This is a genomic window from Ancylobacter rudongensis (assembly GCF_900100155.1).
Lineage (GTDB): Bacteria > Pseudomonadota > Alphaproteobacteria > Rhizobiales > Xanthobacteraceae > Ancylobacter > Ancylobacter rudongensis.
The window spans coordinates 323,198-346,412 of record NZ_FMTP01000004.1 but is presented as its reverse complement, the minus strand read 5'-3'; the positions used below and the strand labels follow the sequence as shown (position 1 = coordinate 346,412).

At 66.7% G+C, this 23,215-nt stretch carries 26 protein-coding genes; 14 read left to right on the top strand and 12 right to left on the bottom strand.

The features are described 5' to 3' along the window. Positions 1 to 3 precede the first annotated feature (3 nt). Entirely contained in the window at positions 4 to 789 is a 786-nt protein-coding gene (locus BLO63_RS12870; protein ID WP_091441151.1) for a DUF4198 domain-containing protein, read from the bottom strand. 144 nt (positions 790 to 933) lie between these two features. Here BLO63_RS12870 and nikR point away from each other — a divergent pair, with 144 nt between their 5' ends. Further along, entirely contained in the window at positions 934 to 1,407 is a 474-nt protein-coding gene (nikR, locus tag BLO63_RS12865; RefSeq protein WP_091441148.1) for a nickel-responsive transcriptional regulator NikR, read from the top strand. Positions 1,408 to 1,466: 59 nt separating this feature from the next. Here nikR and BLO63_RS20970 read toward each other — a convergent pair whose 3' ends face one another. The 4 genes from BLO63_RS20970 to bcoG all read right to left on the bottom strand — a co-directional run bounded on the left by BLO63_RS20970 (position 1,467) and on the right by bcoG (position 4,866). Further along, positions 1,467 to 1,922 carry a hypothetical protein gene (locus tag BLO63_RS20970; RefSeq protein ID WP_143007075.1) on the bottom strand — a complete coding sequence of 152 codons (456 nt, stop codon included), beginning with the start codon at positions 1,920 to 1,922 and terminating at the stop codon, positions 1,467 to 1,469. A gap of 161 nt (positions 1,923 to 2,083) precedes the next feature. Beyond that, positions 2,084 to 2,335 carry a GlsB/YeaQ/YmgE family stress response membrane protein gene (locus BLO63_RS12860; protein ID WP_091441145.1) on the bottom strand — a complete coding sequence of 84 codons (252 nt, stop codon included), beginning with the start codon at positions 2,333 to 2,335 and terminating at the stop codon, positions 2,084 to 2,086. Positions 2,336 to 2,441: 106 nt separating this feature from the next. Next, on the bottom strand, positions 2,442 to 3,953 hold the full coding sequence (locus tag BLO63_RS12855; protein WP_091441142.1) for a carnitine 3-dehydrogenase: 1,512 nt from the start codon (positions 3,951 to 3,953) through the stop codon (positions 2,442 to 2,444). A 10-nt stretch (positions 3,954 to 3,963) separates the two neighbouring features. Then, positions 3,964 to 4,866 (bottom strand): 3-dehydrocarnitine:acetyl-CoA trimethylamine transferase BcoG, encoded by a 903-nt coding sequence (bcoG, locus tag BLO63_RS12850; protein WP_091441139.1) that lies wholly within the window; start codon positions 4,864 to 4,866, stop codon positions 3,964 to 3,966. Between the two features lie 92 nt (positions 4,867 to 4,958). Here bcoG and BLO63_RS12845 point away from each other — a divergent pair, with 92 nt between their 5' ends. Beyond that, the gene (locus BLO63_RS12845; protein ID WP_091441136.1) at positions 4,959 to 5,924 is read left to right on the top strand and encodes a GlxA family transcriptional regulator; all 966 of its coding nucleotides are present in this window, start codon (positions 4,959 to 4,961) and stop codon (positions 5,922 to 5,924) included. Positions 5,925 to 5,929: 5 nt separating this feature from the next. Here the strand turns inward: BLO63_RS12845 and choX are convergent, their stop codons facing one another. Further along, positions 5,930 to 6,874, bottom strand: coding sequence for a choline ABC transporter substrate-binding protein (choX, locus tag BLO63_RS12840; protein WP_091441133.1), 945 nt, complete (start codon positions 6,872 to 6,874; stop codon positions 5,930 to 5,932). A gap of 135 nt (positions 6,875 to 7,009) precedes the next feature. Continuing rightward, the gene (locus BLO63_RS12835; protein WP_244517855.1) at positions 7,010 to 7,810 is read right to left on the bottom strand and encodes an inositol monophosphatase family protein; all 801 of its coding nucleotides are present in this window, start codon (positions 7,808 to 7,810) and stop codon (positions 7,010 to 7,012) included. A gap of 296 nt (positions 7,811 to 8,106) precedes the next feature. Between BLO63_RS12835 and BLO63_RS12830 the strand changes: the two genes are divergently transcribed. From BLO63_RS12830 to BLO63_RS12775, 12 genes are all read left to right on the top strand, one after another. Next, complete coding sequence (locus tag BLO63_RS12830; protein WP_091441128.1) at positions 8,107 to 9,456, top strand: ABC transporter substrate-binding protein; 1,350 nt, start codon at positions 8,107 to 8,109, stop codon at positions 9,454 to 9,456. Between the two features lie 114 nt (positions 9,457 to 9,570). Next, positions 9,571 to 10,125, top strand: a complete 555-nt coding sequence (locus BLO63_RS12825; protein WP_091441125.1) for an SIS domain-containing protein — start codon at positions 9,571 to 9,573, stop codon at positions 10,123 to 10,125. Between the two features lie 53 nt (positions 10,126 to 10,178). After that, a complete protein-coding gene (locus BLO63_RS12820; protein WP_091441123.1) occupies positions 10,179 to 11,096 on the top strand; it encodes a carbohydrate ABC transporter permease in 918 nt (305 codons plus the stop codon). Further along, positions 11,096 to 11,914: a carbohydrate ABC transporter permease gene (locus tag BLO63_RS12815; protein WP_091441120.1), complete on the top strand. Its 819-nt coding sequence runs from the start codon at positions 11,096 to 11,098 to the stop codon at positions 11,912 to 11,914. Before BLO63_RS12820 ends, BLO63_RS12815 begins: the two co-directional genes overlap by 1 nt. Then, positions 11,911 to 12,825: a sugar phosphate isomerase/epimerase family protein gene (locus BLO63_RS12810; protein ID WP_091441119.1), complete on the top strand. Its 915-nt coding sequence runs from the start codon at positions 11,911 to 11,913 to the stop codon at positions 12,823 to 12,825. The genes BLO63_RS12815 and BLO63_RS12810 overlap by 4 nt, the downstream gene beginning before the upstream one ends. An 11-nt stretch (positions 12,826 to 12,836) precedes the next feature. After that, positions 12,837 to 13,811, top strand: a complete 975-nt coding sequence (locus BLO63_RS12805; protein ID WP_091441429.1) for a sugar-binding transcriptional regulator — start codon at positions 12,837 to 12,839, stop codon at positions 13,809 to 13,811. A gap of 47 nt (positions 13,812 to 13,858) precedes the next feature. Further along, the gene (locus BLO63_RS12800) at positions 13,859 to 14,941 is read left to right on the top strand and encodes an ABC transporter ATP-binding protein (protein WP_091441116.1); all 1,083 of its coding nucleotides are present in this window, start codon (positions 13,859 to 13,861) and stop codon (positions 14,939 to 14,941) included. A gap of 41 nt (positions 14,942 to 14,982) precedes the next feature. Next, positions 14,983 to 16,020, top strand: coding sequence for an NAD(P)-dependent alcohol dehydrogenase (locus tag BLO63_RS12795; protein ID WP_205409332.1), 1,038 nt, complete (start codon positions 14,983 to 14,985; stop codon positions 16,018 to 16,020). Between the two features lie 95 nt (positions 16,021 to 16,115). Then, entirely contained in the window at positions 16,116 to 16,844 is a 729-nt protein-coding gene (locus tag BLO63_RS12790; protein WP_091441111.1) for an SDR family oxidoreductase, read from the top strand. Positions 16,845 to 16,847: 3 nt separating this feature from the next. After that, complete coding sequence (locus BLO63_RS12785; RefSeq protein ID WP_091441110.1) at positions 16,848 to 18,452, top strand: FGGY-family carbohydrate kinase; 1,605 nt, start codon at positions 16,848 to 16,850, stop codon at positions 18,450 to 18,452. 138 nt (positions 18,453 to 18,590) lie between these two features. Further along, positions 18,591 to 18,920 carry a DUF2934 domain-containing protein gene (locus BLO63_RS12780; RefSeq protein ID WP_091441107.1) on the top strand — a complete coding sequence of 110 codons (330 nt, stop codon included), beginning with the start codon at positions 18,591 to 18,593 and terminating at the stop codon, positions 18,918 to 18,920. A 96-nt stretch (positions 18,921 to 19,016) separates the two neighbouring features. After that, positions 19,017 to 20,159 (top strand): ROK family protein, encoded by a 1,143-nt coding sequence (locus BLO63_RS12775; protein ID WP_091441105.1) that lies wholly within the window; start codon positions 19,017 to 19,019, stop codon positions 20,157 to 20,159. Between the two features lie 155 nt (positions 20,160 to 20,314). Here the strand turns inward: BLO63_RS12775 and BLO63_RS12770 are convergent, their stop codons facing one another. From BLO63_RS12770 to BLO63_RS12750, 5 genes are all read right to left on the bottom strand, one after another. Continuing rightward, on the bottom strand, positions 20,315 to 20,746 hold the full coding sequence (locus tag BLO63_RS12770) for a low affinity iron permease family protein (protein WP_091441102.1): 432 nt from the start codon (positions 20,744 to 20,746) through the stop codon (positions 20,315 to 20,317). A gap of 108 nt (positions 20,747 to 20,854) precedes the next feature. Continuing rightward, the gene (locus tag BLO63_RS12765; RefSeq protein ID WP_091441100.1) at positions 20,855 to 21,040 is read right to left on the bottom strand and encodes a DUF3008 family protein; all 186 of its coding nucleotides are present in this window, start codon (positions 21,038 to 21,040) and stop codon (positions 20,855 to 20,857) included. Positions 21,041 to 21,115: 75 nt separating this feature from the next. After that, positions 21,116 to 21,622, bottom strand: a complete 507-nt coding sequence (locus tag BLO63_RS12760; protein ID WP_091441097.1) for a YciE/YciF ferroxidase family protein — start codon at positions 21,620 to 21,622, stop codon at positions 21,116 to 21,118. A gap of 139 nt (positions 21,623 to 21,761) precedes the next feature. After that, positions 21,762 to 22,169, bottom strand: a complete 408-nt coding sequence (locus BLO63_RS12755; protein ID WP_091441094.1) for a hypothetical protein — start codon at positions 22,167 to 22,169, stop codon at positions 21,762 to 21,764. A gap of 77 nt (positions 22,170 to 22,246) precedes the next feature. After that, on the bottom strand, positions 22,247 to 23,215 hold the full coding sequence (locus BLO63_RS12750; protein WP_091441092.1) for a carbohydrate kinase family protein: 969 nt from the start codon (positions 23,213 to 23,215) through the stop codon (positions 22,247 to 22,249).

Genomic DNA, 23,215 nt, shown 5'->3' with positions numbered 1-23,215 from the left:
CGCCTACTTCCCGGCGCCCATATCGGTCGCCTTCACCCAGATCAGCGCGCCATCTTCCACCGGCACCTCTTTGCCCTCAGGCGAGGTCATCGGCGTGTCGCCTTCCAGCAGCGCGGCGAAGCCCCACCAGCCGGCGCGCGGCATGGCATAGGTGAAGGTGCCATTGGCGTCTGCCTTGATCACCTGCGTCACGAAGGCATCGTTCGGCGGCGTCACCGTGCCGTCATTGATGAACTCGACCTCCACCTCGGCGAAGGGCACCGGCTTGCCGCCCTTCAGCACGACGCCGGAGAAGACGTTGCCGGTCCAAATCCCGGTCGGGCGGGTGAGCGGCTGGATCTCCACCGGCAGCCCGACGAGGTCGTCCCAGCCTTCGCCCGTGGCGTAGCTGTCGACGATCACCTTGGCATAATGGACGATGTACTTGCCTTCCGCGGGCTCCCAATAAGGCTGCGGCTCGACAAAGAAGATCGCCGCGCCCGGCTCCTTCAGCTCATAGGCGAGCAACCAGGCACTCTTGCCGTCGACCGGCTTTTCGCTGATCTGGCCGAGGAGGTCGGTGGTGGCGCCGCCGACCCGCACGCCCATCCTGGCCGGCTTCTTCATCTCCATCACCGGCCCGCCCTCGACCGGATGGGTGAACACCATGTCGACGCTCACCGGCCCGCCCTCCGGCAGCACGTCGGCGGAGGGGATGATCTCCTGGAAATGCGCCAGCGCCGGCCCGACACCGAGTGGCAGGACGAGGGCGGCGAAGACGACGAAACCGGCCTGCAAGCAACGGGGCATACGGCATCCCTCGTATGAAATAACTGACTAAAAATCATACAAATGATGCGCTGCCTCCGGCAAGGACAAAAGCCGTCGCTGGGGAAAATTCTTGCCGGGATCAAGGTGATAACCTAGCCTCACGGTATTCGGCCGGGGGCTTTCATGCAGCGGATCACCATCGCCATCGACGACGATCTGGCCGCCCAGCTGGATGGCTTCATCCAGGAGAGCGGCGCCGCGAACCGCTCCGAGGCGATACGCGATCTGGTGCGGCGCGGCCTTTCCGCCCGCCCGGACGGGCCGGCGCGGGCGTCCTGCTTCGGTGTCGTCAGCTGCGCCATCGACCAGTCGGTGCGCAATCTCGCCGCGCGGGTGCCGCAGGGCCGGTTGGAGCGGCACGACCAGACGGTCGCCGCCCTCTCCGTGCCGCTCGACCATACGACCTCGGTCGATGTGACGGTGATGCGCGGGCAGGTCGGCGATATCGCCGCCTATGCTCAGGCACTGTTCCTCGAGCGCGGCGTCATGCACGGCGCGCTCAGCCTTATTCCGGTGGCGCAGGACGAGTCCCGCCACGTCCACAATCACGGCTCCCCGCACGCGCACACCCATCTCAGGGTCAAGAGCGGGTTCTAAAGCGTTTTGGGCCCTCACCCTCGCGCCCAGCGGATTCTTTAAGTAGCGCTAGCCTTCGATTAAGATTCCGGATAACCTAACGGAATATTTCCCGAATTAATCATGTTAACAACGCCCTTTAAAAGGCCAATCTGGTGACAAAAATCGTGCAGTTGTTCGATTGTATATATGGTAGTTTCGTTTTCGCCAGTTTTCCCCACATAGAGCATTATTATTCGTGAATTATCATTTATAGCACCAAGAGCGCCATGAATTAGCCTGTGGCGAACTTCCATAATATTTAATAAATCCAATTCGCATTTTACGGCACAAGCACCAATGCCTGATTCCTCACCATATTTCTTCAATATTAATTTGGTCCAATTTTTTATCCGAAGTGTAGTGAAGTGGCTCGATTTAACTTTGGCGTGGAATAGATTAAGGTAGAGCCAATGCTCGAGCTTACCCCACTCCAGAGCGAACCGACCGATCGCTTCGTACGCAGCTTTCTCTTCTTCAGTCGGATAATAGAACATGCCCCCCTCCAATTTTCATCGAAGTAAGAATATTCACATGGAAAGCGAACATCGCCAATCAATTCAAGCTTTGCTGCTTTAAACTCCGACAATTAAAAAAGGCGCGCCCTTGCGAGCGCGCCCTCTTCGGTGCAGTGGCGGCGCTGCCGCCGGCCGCTGCGTCAGTTTCGTATCGCGCGGACCAGCCCTATCAATATGCAGGCACCGAGGACGCCAGCGACGAGATAGCCGATCCAGCCACCGAAGCCGATGCCGATCAGGCCGAAGAGGAAGCTCGCCACGGCGGCACCGATGATGCCGAGCACGATGTTGAGGAAGATCCCGGTGCCGGTCTTCATGATCGAGGAGGCGATCCAGCCCGCCAGACCGCCGATGATGATGGCGGCGATCCAGCCAATCTGTGCGTCTTCCATGCGAATGTCTCCCAGAGCCCCAGTTGGATGCCGGGGATAAACGCACGGGCGGGCGCGCTGTTCCCGCAACAGGGTACGCCGCGACGGTATTTTTGGCGACGCCTCTTCACGCCGCCGGCGCGGGCGCCTTGAGGCCGACTGAGCGCCCGGCCACGATCGGCCGGTCAAGCGCCGCATGGGCTTGCGCGAGGACGTCGAGGGCGGCGCGCACAGGCGCGGCCGCGGGGCAGGCCCGGCCGGCCTTGCTGTCGACATGCAGCAGCATATGCTCGCCGGTGGCGATTTCGCGGCGCTCGGGGCCGGCACAAAGCCGGTGGAAGACATGCAGCCGCTTCTCGTCCGCGCCGAGGATCTGGGTGGTGCAGGTCAGCACTTCCCCCAGCTTCGCCTCGTCGAGATGCCGCAGATGCGTCTCCACCGTGTAGTAGCTGTGCCCGGCCTCGACATAGGCGAGATCGACGCCGATGAGGCGCAGCAGCGCGTCGGTGGCGTCGCCGAACACCTGGAGATAGCGGTGCTCGGTCATGTGGCCGTTATAGTCGATCCAGGCCGGCGAGACGCGTGTTTGCACCAGTTCGAGCGGCGCGGCGGTATCGGCGGCCGGAGCGGCGCCCGCCTGCGCCCACAGGCGCTGCTCGAACGCCTTCAAGAGCCGGCCCGCGCCCCAACCCTCGCCACCCTGCCCCGCCTTCAGCGCCTGGACGATGCCGACGAGGTTTTCGTCGCGGATGCGCTCCAGCTCGCGAATGGAGAGCCCCCCCGCCTGCGCGTCGGATTGCGCGCCGATCTTCTCCACCAGCGCCTCGTCGAGATCGACCACATCGGTCAGCTTGGTCCAGGGCCATTGCAGGCACGGGCCGAACTGGGCGAGGAAATGGCGCATGCCGGCCTCGCCCCCGGCGATGCGGTAGGTCTGGAACAGGCCCATCTGCGCCCAGCGCAGGCCGAAGGAATAGCGGATCACGTCGTCTAGCGTCTCGACGTCGCAAATGTCGTCCTTGATCAGCCACAGCGCCTCGCGCCACAGCGCCTCCAGCAGCCGGTCGCCGACAAAGGCCTCGATCTCGCGGGCGATGACGACGCCCTTCATGCCGATGGCGTCGAGCACCGCCTTGGCCCGCGCCACCGTTTCCGGTGTCGTCGCCGCGCCGCCGACGATCTCGACCAGCGGCAGCAGATAGACCGGGTTGTAGGGATGGGCGACGAACAGCCGGCCGGGATGGGTCAGCTCCGCCTGCAGGTCGGTCGGCTTGAGGCCGGAGGTGGAGGAGCCGATGAGCGCGTCGGCCGGGGCGGCGGCGTCGATCTCCGCCAGCACCCGGCGCTTGAGGTCCAGCCGCTCGGGCACGCTCTCCTGCACCCATTGCGCGTCCGCCACCGTCTCTGCCACGCTGGCGCAGAATGTCAGCGCGCCACGCTTGGGCAGCGGCGCGCCGGTGAGCAGGCCGTAAGCGCGCTCGGCATTGGCCAGCACCTCGGCGACGATGCGCTGCGCGTCGGGGTGGGGGTCGAACACCTTGACGTCGATGCCGGCGAGCAGGAAGCGGGCGATCCAGCCGCCGCCGATGACGCCGCCGCCAATGCAGGCGGCGCGGGAGATGGGAGAAAGGGCGGACATCGACATCTCCTCAGCGCTTCACCAGCTTCAGCTTCGCGCGCACCTCGGCCGGGCCGATGATCCGCGCGCCCATATGCGTCACCACGTTGGCCGCCTTCTCAACCAGCTGGGCGTTGGTGGCGAGCTGGCCCTTGCCGACATAGAGGTTGTCCTCCAGCCCGACGCGCACATTGCCGCCCGCCAGCACCGCCGCCGCCGGATAGGCCATGGCGTTGCGGCCGATGGAGAAGGCAGAGAAGGTCCAGCCCGCCGGCACATTATTGACCATCGCCAGATACGTGTTGAGGTCATCCGGTGCCCCCCAGGGAATGCCCATGCACAGCTGGATCAGCACCGGGTCCTCGATCAGCCCTTCCTCGGCGAGCTGTTTGGCGAACCAGAGATGCCCAGTGTCGAACGCCTCGATTTCGGGGCGCACGCCCAGCGCCGTCATCTGCCGCGCCATCTCGCGCAGCATGGACGGCGTGTTGGTCATGACATAGTCGCCGAGATTGAAGTTCATCGTGCCGCAGTCGAGCGTGCAGATTTCCGGCAGGCACTGCGCGACATGGGCGACGCGCTCGGTGGCGCCGGCCATGTCGGTGGCTTTCTCGTTCAGCGGAAACGGCGCCTCGACGCCGCCAAAGACGAGGTCGCCGCCCATGCCGGCGGTGAGGTTCAGCACCACGTCGACCTCCGCCGAGCGGATGCGATCGGTGACCTCGCGGTAGAGTTCGAGGCGGCGCGAGGCGGCGCCGGTCTCGGGCTCACGCACATGGCAGTGCACCACCGCCGCACCGGCCTTCGCCGCGTCGATCGCACTGTCAGCAATCTGCTGCGGGGTGATCGGCACATGGGCCGAGCGCCCGGTCGTGTCACCGGCGCCAGTGACGGCGCAGGTGATGAAGACATCGCGATTCATCTGCAAAGGCATGGCGTGGCTCCTGAACGCATGGGTGGAGCTTGACGGCAAAGCGAAGTCGTGACGCAACTATTTACGCAATCCATTTCTCATTCTGCGAAGCCATGATCTTTGCCCCCACCGACGACGCGCTCGACGTGACGCTGCTGCTGTTTCCCGGCCTGTCGCTACTCTCGCTGGCGGCGACGCTGGACCCGATGCGCGGCGCCAACCGCGTGCTGGGGCGGCCTGTTTTCCGCTGGAAGCTGGTGTCGATGGACGGGCAGATGCCGACGGCGAGCTGCGGCCTGCCGATCCCGGTGGACGGCGCCTTCGATGCCGGCGCGCGGCAGGACGTGCTGATGGTGGTGGCCGCCTTCGAGGCGACGCGCTTCGCCACCCCGCCGATCCTCAAGGCGATCCGCGCCGGCGCCAAGCGCTCGGTCGCCACGGGGGGAATCGAATCCGGCTCATGGCTGATGGGCTTTGCCGGGCTACTGGAGGGACGGCGCGCCACCACCCATTGGGAGGATCTGGAAGATTTCGCCGCCCGCTTCCCGGACACCGACGTGCAGCCCGACCGCTTCGTGGTCGACGAGCCGGTGTTCACCAGTGGCGGCGCCACCCCGGCGCTCGATTGCATGCTGGCGCTGATCCGCGCCCGGCACGGCTATTCCGCCGCGCTCGATGTGGCGAGCCTCTACATCTATGAGGAAGTCCGCGCGGGCTCGGACGTGCAGCCCATCGTCTCGCTCGGCCGCATCCGCCAACATGAGCCGCGCGTGGCCGAGGCGATCCGGCTGATGGAGACGCATATCGACCGCCCGCTCACCGTCGCCGCCATCGCCCGGCGGGTGGGGGTGTCGACGCGGGGACTGGAGACGCTGTTCGTCAAAACGGTGGATGTGCCGCCCGGCGCCTACTACGTCACGCTGCGGCTGAAGGCGGCGCGTCGGCTGGTGCTCGACACCAATCTCCCCATCGCCGACATCGCCGAGCGCACCGGCTTTTCCGCCTTCGCCTCGCTGTCGCGGGCGTTCCGGCGGCAGTTCGGCGCGCCACCGTCCGCGGCGCGCCGTCAGCGTCTATAGAAGGCTCACAGGCCGAGGCCGGCCTTCACCGCCGCCGCGCCGGGCTTGCCATCGAGCGTGGTGACGCCGGCGAGCCAGCCGTCGACCGCCGCCGGGTTCTGCTTCATCCACGCCGTCACCGCCGCTTCCGGCTGCATGCCCTTGTCGAGAATGTCGCTCATCAGCCGGTCTTCCATCGCCACGTCGAAGACGAGGTTGGTGAGCAGCTTGCCGACATTCGGGCAGTCCTTCGTATAGCCCGGCCGGGTGAGGGTCAGCACGCTGGCGCCGCCATCCTTGGGTCCGAACACGTCATTGCCGTCGGTGAGATAGGCGATCGGCAGGTTGACGTTCATCGGGTGCGGCCGCCAGCCGAAAAACACCACCGGCTCGCCCTGCTTGATGCGATGGCCGACCTGGGTGAGCATGGCCTGCTCGCTGGATTCCACGAGGTCGAAGCCCTTCAGCCCGAACGTGTCCTCGGCGATCATCTTGGAGATGGTGGCGTTGGCGCCGCTGCCGGCCTCGATGCCGTAGATCTTGCCCTGCAGCTTGTCCTTGAATTTGGCGATGTCGGCATAGGTCTTCAGCCCGGCATCATAGGCCGCCTTGGAGGTGGCGAAGCCGATGCGCGCGCCGTCGAGATTGGTGGCCACGACGTCGATCTTGCCGTCCTTGACCAGCGGCACCTGCGTCGGCTCCTGCAGCGGCATCCAGTTGCCGAGGAAAATGTCGCGGTCGCCATTCTCCAGCGCCTTGAAGGTGATGGCGACGGAGAGCACGGCAACGTCCGGCTTGTAGCCGAGATGTTTCAGCAGTTCGCTGGCCACCGCCGTGGTGGCGGTGATGTCGGTCCAGCCGACATCGGAGAAGCGGGGCTTGGCGCAGGTGGTCGGGTCCACGGCGAAGGCCGGGGACGACAGGAGCACGGCGGACAAGGCGGCGCACGTCACGAGAAAGCGCGAAGTCATTGCTGTTCCCTCTGTTGGCGATCATGCCGCGCAACCGGCATCGCAGGGGAAAGCCTATCGACAGACGCGCGGGTTGATTGACCCTGCTCGAAGTCCAGATGACCGAATGCGCAACGCCGTCATCCCCGCCCTCGCCTAGTCGCGCCCGCTCAGCCGCCGCAGCACGGCGTGGACGGTGGCGTTGCCGGCCCACATGGCGCCGGGGCGGGTGAAATCGCCCTCGAAGCTCACCAGCCCGCCCGCCTCGCGCACCAGCACCATGCCAGCCCAGCAATCCCAGCAGTGCAGGGTCGGGTCGTAGTAGCCGGCAAGGCGGTTGGCCGCCAAATAGGCCAGCATCAGCGCGCCCGAGCCGACGCGAAACAGCACGCCGCCTTCCCGGTAGAGCCCTTCGACAAAGGCCCCGACCTCCGCCGGCGATGCCTTCTGCGTGGCACCGAAGCCGATTGTGGTGGAGGCGACGGTCCAGTCCGGGTTCATCGCCAGCGTCTGCCCGTTCAGCCGGGCGCCACCGCCGGCGACGGCGGAATAAAGTTCGCGCAGCATCGGGGCATAGATGACGCCGGCGACCGGCTCTGTCCCGCGCGCGAGCCCAATCGACACCGTCCAGTTCGGCTGGCCGACCAGGAACGGCATGGTGCCGTCGATCGGGTCGATCACCCAGACGAAACCGGACGTGCCCTCCGTTGCCGCTTCCTCCTCGCCGACGATGCCATCACCGGGGAAATGCCGGCGGATCGCGCGGCGCAGCCAGGCTTCGATGCTGCGGTCGGCCTCGCTGACGAGGTCCTGCGAATCGGATTTCAGCTCTGGGCGCAGCGTGTCGCGCTGGAGAAAAAACCTGCGCGCCCGCGCCCCCGCCCCGCGCGCCAACGTCTCGGCGACAGCCTGCCGGGCGCGGAGCGGCTCCATTCCATCGTCATGCTCCGCTGCCATCCTGCCCGTCTCCACGCTTGTTGACTGCCACGCATCGGCCACCATATCCGCCTCTGATGCTATTGCATATTTCAGATTACAAATGTATCGGTTTCCCGTCGACAACGGCACTGTTGTCGCGGCCGGGCTTCTCGAAAAGCGCCGGCACAGGGTTGAGGCCGGCACGTCCGGCGGAACTGCGGAAGGAAGCGGCGCCGGCGACGGCTCCACGCCCCCGCCAAGGATGAGAGACGGTTCAACCGTCCGCATGTCGGCCTCGCCCGAACCGTGGCGCTGCGCCATTTCAGGAGGAAACCATGAAGCGTGCATTGAAAATCTGCGCCAGCGTCGTCGCCCTCGCGGCGGCAACGGCGGCCATGCCGGTGGCGGCAATGGCCGACTGGCTCGAAGAGGCGGCCAAGCCCCTCAAGGGCACTGAAGTCAACGGCATCTTCCTCGACCGTCCGGGCTACCGCGCCATCATCAAGCTGCTGCCCGAATTCGAGAAGAAGACCGGCATCAAGGTCAATTACGAGATCGTTCCCTATGAGAACGCGCGCGAGAAGGAAGTGCTGAACTTCACCTCGCAGGGCGACCTTACCATGGCGCTGGTCGATCTGGTGTGGATCGGCGAGTTCGCCGAGAATGGCTGGCTGGTGCCGGTGGACGAACTCGCCAAGGACAGGGCGATCACCGATCCCAACCTCAAGCTCGACGGCTTCTTCCCGCTGCTGCTGGAAGCGTTCGGCTCCTGGGGCGGCACGGTCTACGGCCTGCCCTTCGACAATTATTCCGGCCTGCTGTTCTACAACTCCTGCAAGCTCAAGGAAGCGGGCTTCGACAAGCCGCCGGCGACCTGGGAAGAGGTGATGACCGTCTACGGTCCCAAGCTCACCGACGCTTCCAAGAACGAGTTCGCCTACGCCCTGCAGTCGCGCCGCGGCGAGACCCAGTCGGCCGACAGCTTCATGCGCTTCCTCTGGCCCTTCGGCGGCTCGCTGCTGAACAAGGAGTTCAAGTCGAACCTGCTCAGCAAGGAGAGCCAGGCCGGTCTGCAGTTCCGTCAGGACCTGATGAAGTACCAGCCGCCCGGCGTCGTCTCCTTCGACCACGCGGAATCGGTCAACGCGCTGGCCCAGGGCCAGGTGGCGATGATCACCGAATGGTCGGCCTTCTATTCCACCCTCGCCGACCCCGCGACCTCCAAGCTCGGCGACTGCCTCGCCGTGGCGCCGGAGCCCGCCGGTCCCGCCGGCCGCCTGCCCGCGCTGGGCGGCTTCTCGCTCGCCGTCGCCGCGCAGGCGACCCCCGAGCAGCAGAAGGCCACCTGGCTGTTCATCCAGTGGGCGACGTCGGAAGACATCGCCAAGGCCTATGTCGAGGCCGGTGGCGTCTCGGGCCGCATGGCCGTCTACAACGACCCGGAGATCAAGGCGAAGTACAAGTTCGTCGAGCCGATGGTCGCTTCCTGGCAGGCTGGCGTTCCCGAGTATCGCCCGCGCTTCCCGGCCTGGCCGGCGATCTCCGAGATCGTCGCCGAGTGGGGTTCCAAGATGATGCTGGGTGAAGTCACCGTCGAAGGCGGGTCCAAGGAGATCGGCACCCGCATGGAAGCCATCCTCGGCAAGGAAGGCTATTACGACGGCAAGAAGAAGCTCCTTCAGTGAGTTGAAGCCGGCGGCGGGGCCTCTCTCCCGCGCCGCCGGCCTCCGGGCGGATGCTGCAACCCGCGAAGCGGCATCCGCCCATTTTCATTGCGAACTGTCCCGGGACCCAATGACATGACCACTCTGCACAGCCGGGCGCTGGACGAGATCCGCGCCTGCCTCGACAAGGTGCGCGACGACGAGCTGGACGGCGCCATCGCCGAGCTGGCCGGCGCTGGCCGTATCGCCCTCTATGGCGTTGGCCGCGAGGGTCTGCAGATCAAGGGCCTCGCGATGCGCCTCTACCATCTCGGCTGCAAGGCGGCCGTGGTGGGCGACATGACCACGCCGCCGGTCGGGCCGGGCGACCTGCTGGTCGTCTCCGCCGGACCGGGCGACTTCTCCACCGTTTCCGCGCTGATGGGCGAGGCGCGTGCCGCCGGCGCCCGCACGCTGCTCGTCACCGCCGAGCCGGAAGGCAGCGCCGCCGCCCGCGCCGACCGCGTGCTCACCGTGCCGGCGCAGACCATGGCCCGCGACCAGGGCGCCGCCGCGACCTCCGTGCTGCCGATGGGCTCACTCTATGAGGGCGCACTCTATGTGCTGTTCGAGATAATGATCCTCGGCCTGCGCGAGCGGCTGGGCGTGACGCCGGCGCAGATGCGCGCCAATCATACGAATCTGGAGTGACCGGAGAGGTTTTTCCGGACACCGCCCCAGCAAGACGCGACAGGGAAGACGCCATGAGCCAGGCCGCGACATCCGCCGCACGACGCAAGCCCAACCGGGGCTATGGCCGCTGGACGCCGGCGCTGTTCCTGGCGCCGGCCGTTCTGACGCTGCTGCTGATCGGCATCTACCCGACCATCTTCGCGCTGGTCACCTCGTTCCGCCGCTACAACATCACCCGCCCGCGCGAGGGCTTTCCGTTCGTCGGCTTCGAGAACTACGTGCATGTGCTGACCGACAGCACCTTCTGGTCCTCGCTGTTCCTCACCGCGAAGTTCTACGTCGCCGTGCTGCCGATCCAGGTGGTGCTCGGCCTCGCCATCGCGCTGCTGCTGCACAAGCCCGGGATGGGCCTGCTCAAATCGCTCGCACGGGTCACACTGGTCGTCCCACTGGCCACCACCTATGCCGTCGTCGGCCTTGTCGGCCGCCTGATTTTCAACAGAGATTTCGGCGTCGCTAACCAGGCACTCAGCGTGTTCGGCCTCGGCCCCATCGACTGGCTGTCCACCCAGGACGGCGCCTTCGCCGCCATCGTCATCATGGATGTGTGGCAGTGGACGCCCTTCTGCGCGCTGATCTTTCTCGCCGGGCTGTCGATGGTGCCGGGCGAAATCGAGGAAGCGGCGCGGCTGGAAACGTCGTCCAAGCTCGCTCTGCTGCGCCATGTGCAGCTGCCCTATCTGCTGCCCGGCCTCACCGCCGTGATGATCCTGCGCTCGGCCGACGTGCTGAAGCTGTTCGACATGGTGTTCGTGATGACGCGCGGCGGTCCGGGCTCGGCCACTGATCTGATCTCGATCTACATCCAGCGCGTCGGCTTCCGCATCTTCGATCTCGGCACCGCCTCGGCGCAGGCGATCCTCTTGCTGATCCTGACCATAATCATCAGCCGGCTGTATATCCGCCTGCTGTACCGCGAGGTTCACTGATGCGTATCTCGTCCGGCAAGCTCCTTCACGCCCTCGGCCTGACCGCCGTCGTCATCTTCACGCTGTTCCCGTTCTTCTGGATGGTATCGGCCAGCTTCAAGACCCAGGCCGATATCCTGTCCTCGCCGCCGGTGTGGTTCTTCACCCCGACGTTGCAGAACTATGCCGAGATCTTCGCTGACACCAAGGTCAGCGGGGCGATCATCAACTCGCTGATCGTCGCCACCTGCTCGACCCTGCTCGCCGTGATCCTGGGCACGCCCGCGGCCTTCGCGCTGGCCCGCTACGAGTTCCGCGGCAAGTCCGACCTGTGGTTCTGGTTCATCTCCAACCGCATGATCAGCCCTATCGTGCTGGCGCTTCCGGTCTATCTGCTGGCGATTCAGGTCGGTCTGCTCGATACCCATCTGGTGCTGATCCTGATCTATCTGACCTTCCAGCTACCCATCGTGGTGTGGATCGTCACCGACCAGTTCAAGTCGATCCCCGCCGATCTCGAACAGGCAGCGCGGCTCGACGGCGCCGACCAGTTCACCATCTTCCGCAAGATCTACCTGCCGCTCGGTGCCCCAGGAATCGCCGTGTCGGCGATTTTCTCCTTCATCTTCTCCTGGAACGAGCTGCTCTATGCGCTGGTGCTGACGCGCCGCGCCGTGCAGACCGCCCCGGTCGTCGCCACCAGCTTCATGTCCGGCTATGAGCTGCCCTGGGGCAAGATCATGGCGACCGGCACCGTCATCGTGCTGCCCGTCACCATCTTCGCCCTCATCGTCTCCCGCCACATGGTGCGCGGCCTGACCATGGGAGCGACCAAGTGAACGGGTTCCCGGCGCCGATCGACTTCGGTATCAATCTCGGCTTCTGCACCAAGCGCTGGGTGACGCCGGAGCTGTGGACGGGGGTCGTGCGCGAGCGGCTCGGGCTCGATCTGGTGCAGTTCTCCTTCGATCTCGTCGATCCGATGTGGCCGGACGCCATCGTCGACCGCCACGCCGCCGACATAAGGCGCGCGGCGGAGGCGGCGGGCATCACCATCCACAGCGCCTTCATCGGCCTTGCCCATTACAGCTTCAACCAGCTGCTGCATCCCGACCCGGCCGTGCGCAACTATGCCGAATACTGGCTCGGGCGCGCCTATCGCTTCGCCGCGCTGGCCGGCATTCCGCGCGTCGGCGGGCCGCTCGGCGCCATTCCCGCCACGCTCGACGGACGCGAGGCGGACGCGCTTGATCCGGCCGACTACGCGGAACTCATCACTCGCCTGCAGCGGCTCGGCGAGCGCGCCGCCGCCGAGGGGCTCACCGAACTCTATGTCGAGCCGACGCCGCTGCGCCGGGAGTGGCCATGGAGCATCGACCAGGCGCGGCAGATGATGAACGACACCGCCAGCAGCGCCGTGCCGTGGCGGCTCTGCGTCGATTGGGGGCACGGAACCTTCGCGCCGCTCTATGGCGAGGACCATGGCGGCATGGAGCCGTGGTTCAGCGGTCTCGCCGACGTCATCACCGCCGTCCATATCCAGCAGACCGACTTCGCCTTCGATCGCCACTGGGACTTCACCGTGCCGGGCAAGGTCGATCCTGTGGACGCGGCCGCCCTGTTGCGGCGGACCGGCGTCGATGGATGCCCGGTCTTCCTCGAAGTGTTCTATCCCTTTGAGCAGGACAGTCGGTCGATCCTCGGCGCGCTTGAGACGACATGCGCGCGCCTGCGCCAGGCTCTGGCCTGAAGGGCGACGACATGAACGGCAGCGGGCGCGAGCGAAACAGGCCGGTGGCGACGGTGGAGATGGAAGCCGCGCAGATCCGTGCGCGGGTCGCATGGCTCTATTTCATCGGCGGCCTGACCCAGCAGGAGATTGCCGACCAGCTCGGCCTTACCCGGCTGCGCACCAACAAGATCCTCGGCCAGGTGCGCTCGGACGGATCGGTCTTCATCGACATCCGCATGCCCATGGCCGACTGCATCGAGGCCGAGCAGCGGCTGAAGGCTAAGTTCGGTCTGGAGCATGTCAGCGTTGTCCCCGCGCTGCCCGATGAGGCCGAGCAGCAGCGCGTGATCGGGGAGGCCGCCGGCGGCCTGCTCGACACGCTGCTGGAGAACGGCATGGGCCTTGGCGTCGGCTGGGGCAAGACACTCGCCGCCGGGCTCAAGCGCGTCACCGCCCGGCCGATGACGGAGAGCTGGGTCACATCGGTGATGGGTGGGCTCACCCGCGGTTCGGGGTCGAGCACCTTTGAGGTCGCCACCGGCTATGCCCGCGCCATCTCGGCCGAATGCTACTACCTCGCCGCCCCGCTCTATTTCCCGACCCCGGAGAGCCGCACCATGCTGCTCTCCCATCATGGGATCAGCGAGACCATGCGCCGCGCGCGCACCGTGGACGTGGCGCTGCTCTCCTGCGGCGACATGACGACCCGCTCGCTGCTGGTGCAGACGCAGACCGTTTCGGAAAACCTCGATAGCCTGCGGGCCGCCGGCGCGGTGGGCGACCTGCTCGGCATGTTCCTCGATGCCGACGGGCGCCCGGTGGATCACCCGCTGAACGAGCGGGTGCTCTCCCTGGCGCCGCACGAGCTGAACCCGGTGCGCCATTCGATCCTCGCCTCGGGCGGCCTCTACAAGGTGCCGATCGTGCGGGCGATCCTGCGCGCGGGCTATGTGAACCGACTGGTGACGGACGAACGCTGCGCCGCCGCGCTGCTCACGAACTGATGGACGGCCGCCGGACCCTCGCGGCCGGCCTATCTGGAGACTGCACGATGACCTTCCTGCGACTGGACAACATCAAGAAGAACTATGGCGACGCCGCCGTCATCAAGGGCGTCAGCTTCGAGGCCGAGAAGGGCGAGTTCGTGGTGTTCGTCGGTCCTTCGGGCTGCGGCAAGTCCACCCTGCTGCGCATGATCGCCGGGCTGGAGGATGTCAGCTCGGGCGAGCTCTACATCGACGGCAAGGATGTGACCTATGAGGAGCCCGCCAAGCGCGAGGTCTCCATGGTGTTCCAGTCCTACGCGCTCTACCCGCATATGAGCGTGTTCGAGAACATGGCGTTCGGCCTGCGCATGGCCAAGAAGCCGGAATCCGAGATCAAGGCGCAGGTGCTGGAGGCCGCGCGCATCCTACAGCTGGAAGCGCTGCTGGAGCGCAAGCCGCGCGCCCTTTCCGGCGGCCAGCGCCAGCGCGTTGCCATCGGCCGCTCCATCGTGCGCCACCCCAAGCTGTTCCTGTTCGACGAGCCGCTGTCCAATCTCGACGCCGAGTTGCGCTCGCAGATGCGGGTGGAGATCGCCAAGCTGCACCGGGCGCTGGGCGCCACCATGGTCTATGTCACCCATGACCAGGTGGAGGCGATGACGCTGGCCGACCGCATCGTGGTGCTGCGCGCCGGCCTCGTCGAGCAGATCGGCTCGCCCACCGAGCTCTACGACACGCCGGCCAACATTTTCGTCGCCGGCTTCATCGGCTCGCCGAAGATGAACTTCATCAATGCCAAGGTCGCCTCCGTCTCCGGCAGCACCCTGGCGCTGGAGCACACCACCTTCGCCGGCGGCAGGCTCACCCTCGACACGCCCGCTGCCGCCCGCACCAAGGTTGGCGCGGCCGTGACCGTGGGCCTGCGACCCGAGCACCTGACCGTGAACACCGGCAACCCGGTGCTGGCGCTCACCCTCGACTTCTCCGAGAGCCTCGGCGGGTCGACCCAGCTCTATGCCCGCTCGGAAGGCGAGCCGATCATCGCGCTCACCGCCGGCCGGCCGAACCTCAAGCCGGGCGACGCGCTCACCCTCGGCATCGCCCCCTCCCACATCTATCTCTTCGACGCCGCCGGCCTCGCTCTCTGAGCGCCCCGACGACGGCACACTCCAGCAGGACACGCCCCATGGTGCAGGCACTGGTTCTCGAAAAGAAGGGCGAGCTTTCCCTTCGCGACATCGATCTCCCGCTTGAGGTCGGCCCGGACGACGTCAAGATCGCCATCCACACGGTCGGCGTCTGCGGCAGCGACGTGCATTACTACACCCACGGCGCCATCGGCTCCTTCATCGTGCGCGAGCCCATGGTGCTCGGCCACGAGGCGGCGGGCGTGGTCACGGCGGTCGGCGCCAATGTGAAGAATCTCAAGGTCGGCGACCGGGTCTGCATGGAGCCGGGCGTGCCGAACATGAATTCGCGCGCCACCAAGCTCGGCATCTACAATGTCGATCCGGATGTGCGCTTCTGGGCGACGCCGCCGATCCATGGCGTGCTCACCCCCGAGGTCGTCCACCCCGCCGCCTTCACCTACAAGCTGCCCGGCAACGTCTCCTTCGCCGAGGGCGCCATGGTCGAGCCCTTCGCCGTCGGCCTGCAGGCGGCCACCCGCGCCCGCATCACCCCCGGCGATGTGGCTGTCGTGATCGGCTGCGGCCCGATCGGCATCATGACCGCGCTCGCCGCGCTGGCTGGCGGCTGCTCGCGCGTCTACATCTCCGATCTCTCCGCGCCGAAGCTCGCCATTGCCGGCCAGTATCCGGGCATCCACCCGGTCAACATCACCGAGCGCCCGCTGGCTGAGGTGATCGCCGAGGAAACCGAGGGCTGGGGCGCCGATGTGGTGTTCGAGGCCAGCGGCTCGCCGCGCGCTTATGAGGGCCTGTTCGATATCGTCCGCCCCGGCGGCACGCTGGTGCTGATCGGCATGCCGGTGGAGACGACGAAGTTCGATGTTGCGGCGGCGATCATCAAGGAAGCGCGGATCGAGACCGTGTTCCGCTACGCCAATAATTTCGACCGCGCGGTCAACCTCATCGCCTCCGGCAAGGTCGACCTCAAGCCGCTGATCTCCGAGACCTTCGACTTCGCCCGCAGCATCGAGGCGTTCGACCGCGCCGCCAAGGGCCTGCCGACCGATGTGAAGCTGCAGATCGTGATGCCGGGCTGAGGCGGCGCCTCTCCCTCTCCCCGGCGGGGAGAGGGACACACAAGCTTCTTCCGCCCGTTCGATCGGGCGTGTACCAACCCCATCGGAGTTCCCCCATGGCAAACCGGCTTGAAGGCAAGGTAGCCGCCATAACAGGCGCGGCGTCGGGCATCGGGCTCGAATGCGCCCGCGCCATGCTCGCTGAGGGCGCCACCGTCGCCCTGGTCGACCGCGCCGCCGACACGCTGGCCGCGCTGTGCACTGAGCTCGGCCCCAAGGCCGTGCCGGTCGTGGTCGATCTGCTCGACCCCACGAGTGTCGCCACCATGCTGCCGCAGATTCTCGAAAAATGCGGGCAGCTCGACATCTTCCACGCCAATGCCGGCGCCTATATCGGCGGCGACGTGGTGGAGGGCGATCCCGATGTGTGGGATCGGGTGCTGAACCTCAACATCAACGCGGCCTTCCGCACCGTGCAGGCGGTTCTGCCGCACATGGTCGAGCGCGGAACCGGCGACGTGCTGTTCACCTCCTCCATCGCCGGCGTGGTGCCGGTGGTGTGGGAGCCGATCTACACCGCCTCGAAATTCGCCGTTCAGGCCTTCGTCCACACCACCCGCCGGCAGGTGGCCAAGCACGGCATCCGCGTCGGCGCCGTTCTTCCCGGGCCCGTCGTCACCGCCCTGATCAAGGACTGGCCACAGGCCAAGCTCGACGAGGCACTTGCCTCCGGCGCCCTGATGGAAGCAAAGGAAGTGGCGGACTGCGTCATCTTCATGCTGACGCGGCCGCGTAATGTGACCATACGCGATCTGGTGATCGTGCCGAACGGAACGGACCTCTAGGCCATGGGCGGATGCTTCGCGGGAATCGATGTCGGCACGGGCAGCGTGCGCGCCGGCATCTTCGATGCGGACGGACGGCAGCTCGCCGTCGCCAAGCGCGACATCCGCATGTGGAAGGAAGCGGGCGATATCGTCGAGCAATCGAGCGACGATATCTGGGCCTGCGTCTGCGCCTGCGTGAAGGAAGCGCGGGAGGCCGCCGGCCTCGCGCCAGGCGCGATTGCCGGCATCGGCTTCGACGCCACCTGCTCGCTGGTCGTGCTTGGCGAGGGCGGGCATCCCCTCCCCGTCGGCCGGCATGGCGACCCCGCCCGCAACGTCATCGTGTGGATGGACCACCGCGCCACCGGCCAGGCCGACCGCATCAACGCGCTCGGCAGCCCGGTGCTGGACTATGTCGGCGGCACCATCTCGCCGGAGATGGAAACGCCCAAGCTGCTCTGGCTGCGCGAGGAACTTCCCGCCACCTTCGCCGGCGCGTGGCAGTTCCTCGACCTCGCCGATTTCCTCACCTGGAAGGCGACCGGCAGCCTTGCCCGGTCGGTCTGCACCGTCACCTGCAAATGGACCTATCTGGCGCATGAGCAGCGCTGGGACGCGGACTATTTCCGCAAGATCGGCCTCGGCACCCTCGCCGATGAGGGCTTCGCGCGCATCGGCACTGAGATCGTCGCCGCCGGCACGCCGCTCGGCGCCGGGCTGACCGATGAGACGGCGAACGAGCTCGGCCTCGCGCCGGGCACCGCCGTGGCGGCGGGGCTGATCGACGCCCATGCCGGCGGCATCGGCACGGTCGGCGCGCGCGGCGGCAGCGGCGATGTGCTCAGCCGCATGGCCTATGTGTTCGGCACCTCCGCCTGCACCCTGCTCACCACGGCCGAACCGGCCTTCGTGCCCGGCGTCTGGGGACCGTATTTCTCCGCCATGGTGCCGGATGTCTGGCTGAACGAGGGCGGGCAATCCGCCGCCGGTGCCGCCATCGACCGGCTGGTGCGGCTGCATCCGGCCGCCCCACAGGCCGCCGAGCTGGCACGGGCCGCCGGGCAGAGCGTCAATGTCTGGCTGGCCCAGCGTGCCGAGGCGGGTGGCGGCGCGGCCGCCATCGCCGAGCTCGCCGGCACGCTGCATGTGGTGCCGGAGTTCCTCGGCAACCGCGCGCCCTTCGCCGACCATCTCGCGCGCGGCATCATCGCCGGGCTCGGCATGGATGAGGGGCTGGACAGCCTGGTCGGGCTGTACATGGCCGGCCTGGCGGGCATCGGCTACGGGCTGCGCCAGATCCTTGATGCGCAGGCCGCCAAGGGCGCGCGCACGCAGATGGTCGTCATCTCCGGCGGCGCCGGCCAGAGCGCGCTGGTTCGCCAGGTACTGGCCGATGCGGCGCAGGTGACTGTCGCCGCCACCGCCGCCCCCGAGCCGGTGCTGCTTGGCTCGGCGATTCTCGGCGCCGTCGCCGCCGGTCGCTACGCCAGCTTCACCGACGCCATGGCCTCCATGTCGCAAATCGAGGTGGTCTACTCGCCGGCGGAGCGCACGCGCGACTGGCACGCCCGCCGCTTCAAGGCGTTCGAGGCGCTGCAGGTCGCCTATCGCAGCCTGCGCGACTAAGGTCCGCTTCACGTCACCGCGACGAAGAGTCCATACGTCGTCTTCCGTCTTCTGCTTTTCATCGGAGTGCGGCACCTTGGCTGTAGCGCCGCGGTGCCGAACGGTTCACGCTGGACAATCTGTTGCAGGGGACCCGCCATGAACGAGCGAGAGACGCGTATCCGTGAATGGGCCTACCGACTGTGGGAAGAAGAGGGATATCCCCATGGCCGCGACGGAGAGCACTGGTTCCGCGCCGTCGCGATCGTGATGGAGGAGGACGGCCTGCCAGAGGCTGAGGCCGCTGCCGACACCACCCCCGCGACAGAATCGGAAGCCGCGCCCGAAACGGCATCCGAGCCGGAGCCGGCGCCGGTAGCCGCCGCGAAGCCGAAGGCGGCCCGGCCGAAGAAGGTCAGCGCGGAATCCACCATCACCGAGGCACCGGCACCCGCGTCGGTGTCACCCGGCCGCCGCAAGCGGACCTGATCGCGGCCCTACCATCTTCCTGCCGGGCGATGGAACGCCCGGTCGTCCTCATTCGTTCTCGCCACGAAGAAGCGGGAGCGAATGGGAAGCATGGGAATGGGCAAGAGCGCAGCGCAGACCAAAAGCGTGGAGCATAAGACCAAGGACACGCCGCCCAATGTGGCGATCCATGGGGCCGCCACGCTGACGAGCGTCACCGTCGATGCATTCAACGCGCAGCTGCGCGACGAGGAGGGCTTCATCGGTGATCGGGCCCGGCGCGCCGCGTTCTTCGAGATCTTCGACCGCTGGCGCGATCTCGGCGACCGCAAGCTCTCCGTTCTCGGCGAAACGCCGACAGCCGAGCTTTCGAAGTCGGTGATCGACGAGGCCCTCGCCGATGGCAAGCCGCATGAGCAGGCCATCATACACAGCGCCATCGAGGAATACGCCAACGAGTTGTTTGCCGTGATCCGCCGTCTTCTGCGCAGCAAGGAATGGCGAGACACCCAGCGCGTCGTGATTGGCGGCGGCCTGAAGGCCGGCCGCTTCGCCGAGATCGCGGTGGCACGGACGGAACTGCTGGCGCGCGCCGAGGGCATCGACATCGAGCTGCGGCCGATCCGGCACGAGCCTGACGAAGCGGGGCTGATCGGCGCCGCCCACCTCGCCCCGAGCTGGATGTTCGCCAGCTTCGACAACATTCTGGCGGTGGATATCGGCGGCACCAACATCCGCTGCGGCATCGTCCGGCTCAATCTCGACAAGTCGGACGACCTCTCCAAGGCCCGCGTGCGCAGCTTTGACCTCTGGCGGCATGGGGATGACGAGCCCAGCCGCGAGGACGCCATCAAGCGGCTGGTGCGAATGCTGGAAAAGCTCATCGCACAGGCAGAGAAAGACGATCTGCGGCTTGCGCCCTTCATTGGCGTCGGCTGCCCCGGCTCGATCGCCGGCGATGGCACCATCGAGAACGGCGCCCAGAACCTGCCCGGCAACTGGCAGAGCTCACGTTTCAACCTTCCCTCGGCGCTTTGGGAGGCGATCCCCTCCATCGGCGGCAACGAGACCACCGTGGTGATGCACAATGACGCCGTTGTGCAGGGGCTGAGCGAGGTGCCCTTCATGCAGGATGTCGCGCATTGGGGGGTGCTCACCATCGGCACCGGGCTCGGCAATGCCCGCTACACCAACCGCAAGCGCTCCTCCAATGGCAAGGACAGGAACGCGGGCCGGAAGGCGTCGGACGCGAAGGACTGAGGGAACGCCTGGAGCACGTCCGGTGAAACCCGGTTCAACGGAGGTGCTCTAGGTTACTGTTCTTACCCATTTTCGTCACGCGAACCGGAACACGCTTCGCTCGAAAATGCTCTAGGCCGAGGCAGTCGCCGGCTTCTTTCCCGCCCTGTCCTGGCCTAGCCGCCGCGAGCGGTCGGCGCATCGCCCTCATCCTCGCCGCCCTCGCGCTCCCGGCGGGCGAGTTCTTCATATTCGCCGCGAATCTTTTCCAGTGCGCCGTCGTCCAGCTCCTCAAGATCGAGAAGCACCCGCCGCGTGCCTTCGGTGCGGGCGATCAGCTCGTCGATCTTGATGTGGAGGGCGGCGGTATCGCGGTTCTGGCTGTTCTGGATCACGAAGACCATGAGAAAGGTGATGATCGTGGTCGAGGTGTTGATGATGAGCTGCCAGGTATCGCCAAAGCCAACAAAGGGCCCGGTGAGGGCCCACAGCACGATGAGGCTCGCGGCGGCGGCAAAGGTTATCGGCTTGCCGGCCTGTGTCGCTATCCACTGGGCGAAGCGGGTGAAATAGGAGCGTGTCGGCTTGCCGCCGCTACTGAGAGCCATGGTCGACCTCGGTAAGGGACCGCGCGGACGCCTCGCGCCAACGCCGCAGAAAACGCCAAGCCGGCGGCACGGGTGCAGCCGCGTCGCCGGTTCTTCCGTCAAGCCGCCTCACGCGACGGCGTGGCCGGGCTCGCCCTTGCGTTTGGTGCTGGCGAGTTCCTCCAGCTCCTTCTCCGTCATGGATTTCTCCATCGACTTCGAGGCGCCCTTGAGATCGCTCTTGCTGGTGTCGCCGCGCTTGGCGGAGAGCGCCGCGCCGGCGGCCATCTGCTGGGCTTTCGACTTAGCGGGCATGCGAACCTCCTGGATCGCGGCAGAACCACGCCGCCGCAGGCCTCGCAAAGGCGAGTACCGGCAGCGTGCGCCGTCTTATTCGGCGGCGTGCAGGTTGACGCGCGCCTCCGCCAGCTTGGTCAGCTTGGCGTCCGTGGCCTTTTCCTCTTCGAGGTTCTTCGCCAGCACGCTCGCGCAATCCGGACGTCCCAGCAGCTTGGCCCAGGCGATGAGCGTGCCGTAGCGCGTCATCTCATAATGCTCGACCGCCTGCGCCGCCGCGATGAGCGCAGCGTCCAGCACCTGCTTGTCGGCGACTTCGCCGGAGACTTCCTCAGCCTCGTCGATGATGCCGTCAATCGCCGGGCAGGTGACCGCCTTGGCGTCCACGCCATGCATCTTGAACACTTCCTCGACGCGAAGAATGTGGCCCTCGGTCTCGGACAGATGCTTCTGGAAGTCCGCCTTCAGCTGCGGATCGCTCGCCTTTTCGATCATGTTCGGCAGCGACTTGGCGATCTTCTTCTCCGCATAATAGATGTCGCGAAGCGTGTGGACGAAGAGATCGTCCATGGTCTTGATGTCTTTGGAGAACAGACCCATGGTAAATTACTCCTTTCGGAATGGCCTTCAGGGTGTCATCCGATAATCTGTACTGCGGCGGCATGAATTAATCTCCGCCGCATCAAGAGAACACGCGCCACCCGGGCCGTGTTCCCTCATTTGCAGGATTTCGGATCGGTCACATCGGCGCCGGCGCCGGGTCGCGCGGGGGAAGGTCGATCGGCGGCGCGGTCGGCTCGTCCAGCGGCTCCTCGACCTCGGGGGTGATGTCGGGATCCTGGTCGGGCGGCATTGTCGGCTCGTCGATACCGGGCTGGGGCCGATCCGATGGCGGCTCGCGGGGCGGCGTCGCAACAACCGCAGCCGCCCTAACGCCTTGCTGCGGGGGCGGCGGGGCTGGCCAGGGATCACTGACATTGGGCGGAACGGGATCGCGAATGTCAGGCACGTCGGGATCATGCACCGGCGGCTGCACCGGATCGTGGATCGGCGCCGGGTCGGGAGTCGGCGGCACGTCCGGCACCGGGTTCACATCCGGCATCGGCGGCATGCCCGGATTCGTAGGATCGGCCTGGATGGGGATCATGGCGAACTCTCCTCCCGTTTTGCCTGTCTGGCTCAACGCCGCCCGCAGGCGGGGGTTCCGGAGAGGTGGCCGCGCCTTCAGCCCGCCGCCGCCACCTCGTGCCGCCAGGGCGGGTTGGCACCGGCGCGCGTGACCGAGATCGCCGCCGCGCGGCTGGCGAAGTCGAGCGCCGCGTTGAGCACGTCGGAGGACATGCCGCCCAGCGCCTCGGGTGTCGCCAGGCCCCGTTCGACCAGCGCGCAGAGGAAGGCGGCATTGAAGGTGTCGCCCGCCCCTACCGTATCAGCCACCGTCACCGCCTGCCCCGGCACAGCGACGTCCAGACCTTCACCGAACGCGCGGGCACCCCTGGCCCCCAGCGTGATGAGAACGAGCCGAGGCCCCATGGCGCGGATACGCTCCGCCTGCGTGGCGATCTCGCCGGGGCCCGTCAGCCAGAACAGGTCCTCGTCGGACAGCTTCACCACATGGCTGAGGGCAATCAGCCGGAAGAGACGGGCGCGATAGGTCGCCTCGTCACGGATAAAGCCAGGGCGGATATTGGGGTCGAGCATGATGAGCCGCACTTGCCCGTCGCCCGCCGTGCGCGCCGCCAGTGCCTCCATGGCTGAGCCCACCGGCTCGTTCACGAGACTGATGCCGCCGAAGAACAGCACCCCGACCTCGTCAGGAAGATCGGGAAGGTCCACCGGCGTGAGCATGCGGCCGGCGGTGTTTTCATCGAGGAAGAGATAGCGCGCCTGCCCCTCCACCAGCGTGACAAAGGCCAGCGTCGTATGCCGGTCGACCGGCGCGCACAGGCTGGCATCGGCGCCGGCATCGGCGAGGGCGGCGCGCAGCTGCTCCCCGAACATGTCGCTGGACAGGCCGTACCAGAAGCGCGTCGACACGCCGAGCCGGGCGGCGGCGATGGCGGTGTTGAACACCGCCCCGCCCGGCAGTGGCAGGAAGGCCTGCCCTTCCGGCGTCGGACGCGGCACCATGTCGATCAGCGCCTCCCCGGCGCAAAGCAGAACCGGCGCGGCGGGCGAAGCGGGCGCGGACAT

What these genes read in the sequence shown, in the direction of transcription:
- BLO63_RS12870 (WP_091441151.1), bottom strand. Translation starts at nt 789, where the DNA reads ATGCCCCGTTGCTTGCAGGCCGGTTTCGTCGTCTTCGCCGCCCTCGTC.
- nikR (WP_091441148.1), top strand. Translation starts at nt 934, where the DNA reads ATGCAGCGGATCACCATCGCCATCGACGACGATCTGGCCGCCCAGCTG.
- BLO63_RS20970 (WP_143007075.1), bottom strand. Translation starts at nt 1,922, where the DNA reads ATGTTCTATTATCCGACTGAAGAAGAGAAAGCTGCGTACGAAGCGATC.
- BLO63_RS12860 (WP_091441145.1), bottom strand. Translation starts at nt 2,335, where the DNA reads ATGGAAGACGCACAGATTGGCTGGATCGCCGCCATCATCATCGGCGGT.
- BLO63_RS12855 (WP_091441142.1), bottom strand. Translation starts at nt 3,953, where the DNA reads ATGTCCGCCCTTTCTCCCATCTCCCGCGCCGCCTGCATTGGCGGCGGC.
- bcoG (WP_091441139.1), bottom strand. Translation starts at nt 4,866, where the DNA reads ATGCCTTTGCAGATGAATCGCGATGTCTTCATCACCTGCGCCGTCACT.
- BLO63_RS12845 (WP_091441136.1), top strand. Translation starts at nt 4,959, where the DNA reads ATGATCTTTGCCCCCACCGACGACGCGCTCGACGTGACGCTGCTGCTG.
- choX (WP_091441133.1), bottom strand. Translation starts at nt 6,874, where the DNA reads ATGACTTCGCGCTTTCTCGTGACGTGCGCCGCCTTGTCCGCCGTGCTC.
- BLO63_RS12835 (WP_244517855.1), bottom strand. Translation starts at nt 7,810, where the DNA reads ATGGCAGCGGAGCATGACGATGGAATGGAGCCGCTCCGCGCCCGGCAG.
- BLO63_RS12830 (WP_091441128.1), top strand. Translation starts at nt 8,107, where the DNA reads ATGAAGCGTGCATTGAAAATCTGCGCCAGCGTCGTCGCCCTCGCGGCG.
- BLO63_RS12825 (WP_091441125.1), top strand. Translation starts at nt 9,571, where the DNA reads ATGACCACTCTGCACAGCCGGGCGCTGGACGAGATCCGCGCCTGCCTC.
- BLO63_RS12820 (WP_091441123.1), top strand. Translation starts at nt 10,179, where the DNA reads ATGAGCCAGGCCGCGACATCCGCCGCACGACGCAAGCCCAACCGGGGC.
- BLO63_RS12815 (WP_091441120.1), top strand. Translation starts at nt 11,096, where the DNA reads ATGCGTATCTCGTCCGGCAAGCTCCTTCACGCCCTCGGCCTGACCGCC.
- BLO63_RS12805 (WP_091441429.1), top strand. Translation starts at nt 12,837, where the DNA reads ATGAACGGCAGCGGGCGCGAGCGAAACAGGCCGGTGGCGACGGTGGAG.
- BLO63_RS12800 (WP_091441116.1), top strand. Translation starts at nt 13,859, where the DNA reads ATGACCTTCCTGCGACTGGACAACATCAAGAAGAACTATGGCGACGCC.
- BLO63_RS12790 (WP_091441111.1), top strand. Translation starts at nt 16,116, where the DNA reads ATGGCAAACCGGCTTGAAGGCAAGGTAGCCGCCATAACAGGCGCGGCG.
- BLO63_RS12785 (WP_091441110.1), top strand. Translation starts at nt 16,848, where the DNA reads ATGGGCGGATGCTTCGCGGGAATCGATGTCGGCACGGGCAGCGTGCGC.
- BLO63_RS12780 (WP_091441107.1), top strand. Translation starts at nt 18,591, where the DNA reads ATGAACGAGCGAGAGACGCGTATCCGTGAATGGGCCTACCGACTGTGG.
- BLO63_RS12775 (WP_091441105.1), top strand. Translation starts at nt 19,017, where the DNA reads ATGGGCAAGAGCGCAGCGCAGACCAAAAGCGTGGAGCATAAGACCAAG.
- BLO63_RS12770 (WP_091441102.1), bottom strand. Translation starts at nt 20,746, where the DNA reads ATGGCTCTCAGTAGCGGCGGCAAGCCGACACGCTCCTATTTCACCCGC.
- BLO63_RS12765 (WP_091441100.1), bottom strand. Translation starts at nt 21,040, where the DNA reads ATGCCCGCTAAGTCGAAAGCCCAGCAGATGGCCGCCGGCGCGGCGCTC.
- BLO63_RS12760 (WP_091441097.1), bottom strand. Translation starts at nt 21,622, where the DNA reads ATGGGTCTGTTCTCCAAAGACATCAAGACCATGGACGATCTCTTCGTC.
- BLO63_RS12755 (WP_091441094.1), bottom strand. Translation starts at nt 22,169, where the DNA reads ATGATCCCCATCCAGGCCGATCCTACGAATCCGGGCATGCCGCCGATG.
- BLO63_RS12750 (WP_091441092.1), bottom strand. Translation starts at nt 23,215, where the DNA reads ATGTCCGCGCCCGCTTCGCCCGCCGCGCCGGTTCTGCTTTGCGCCGGG.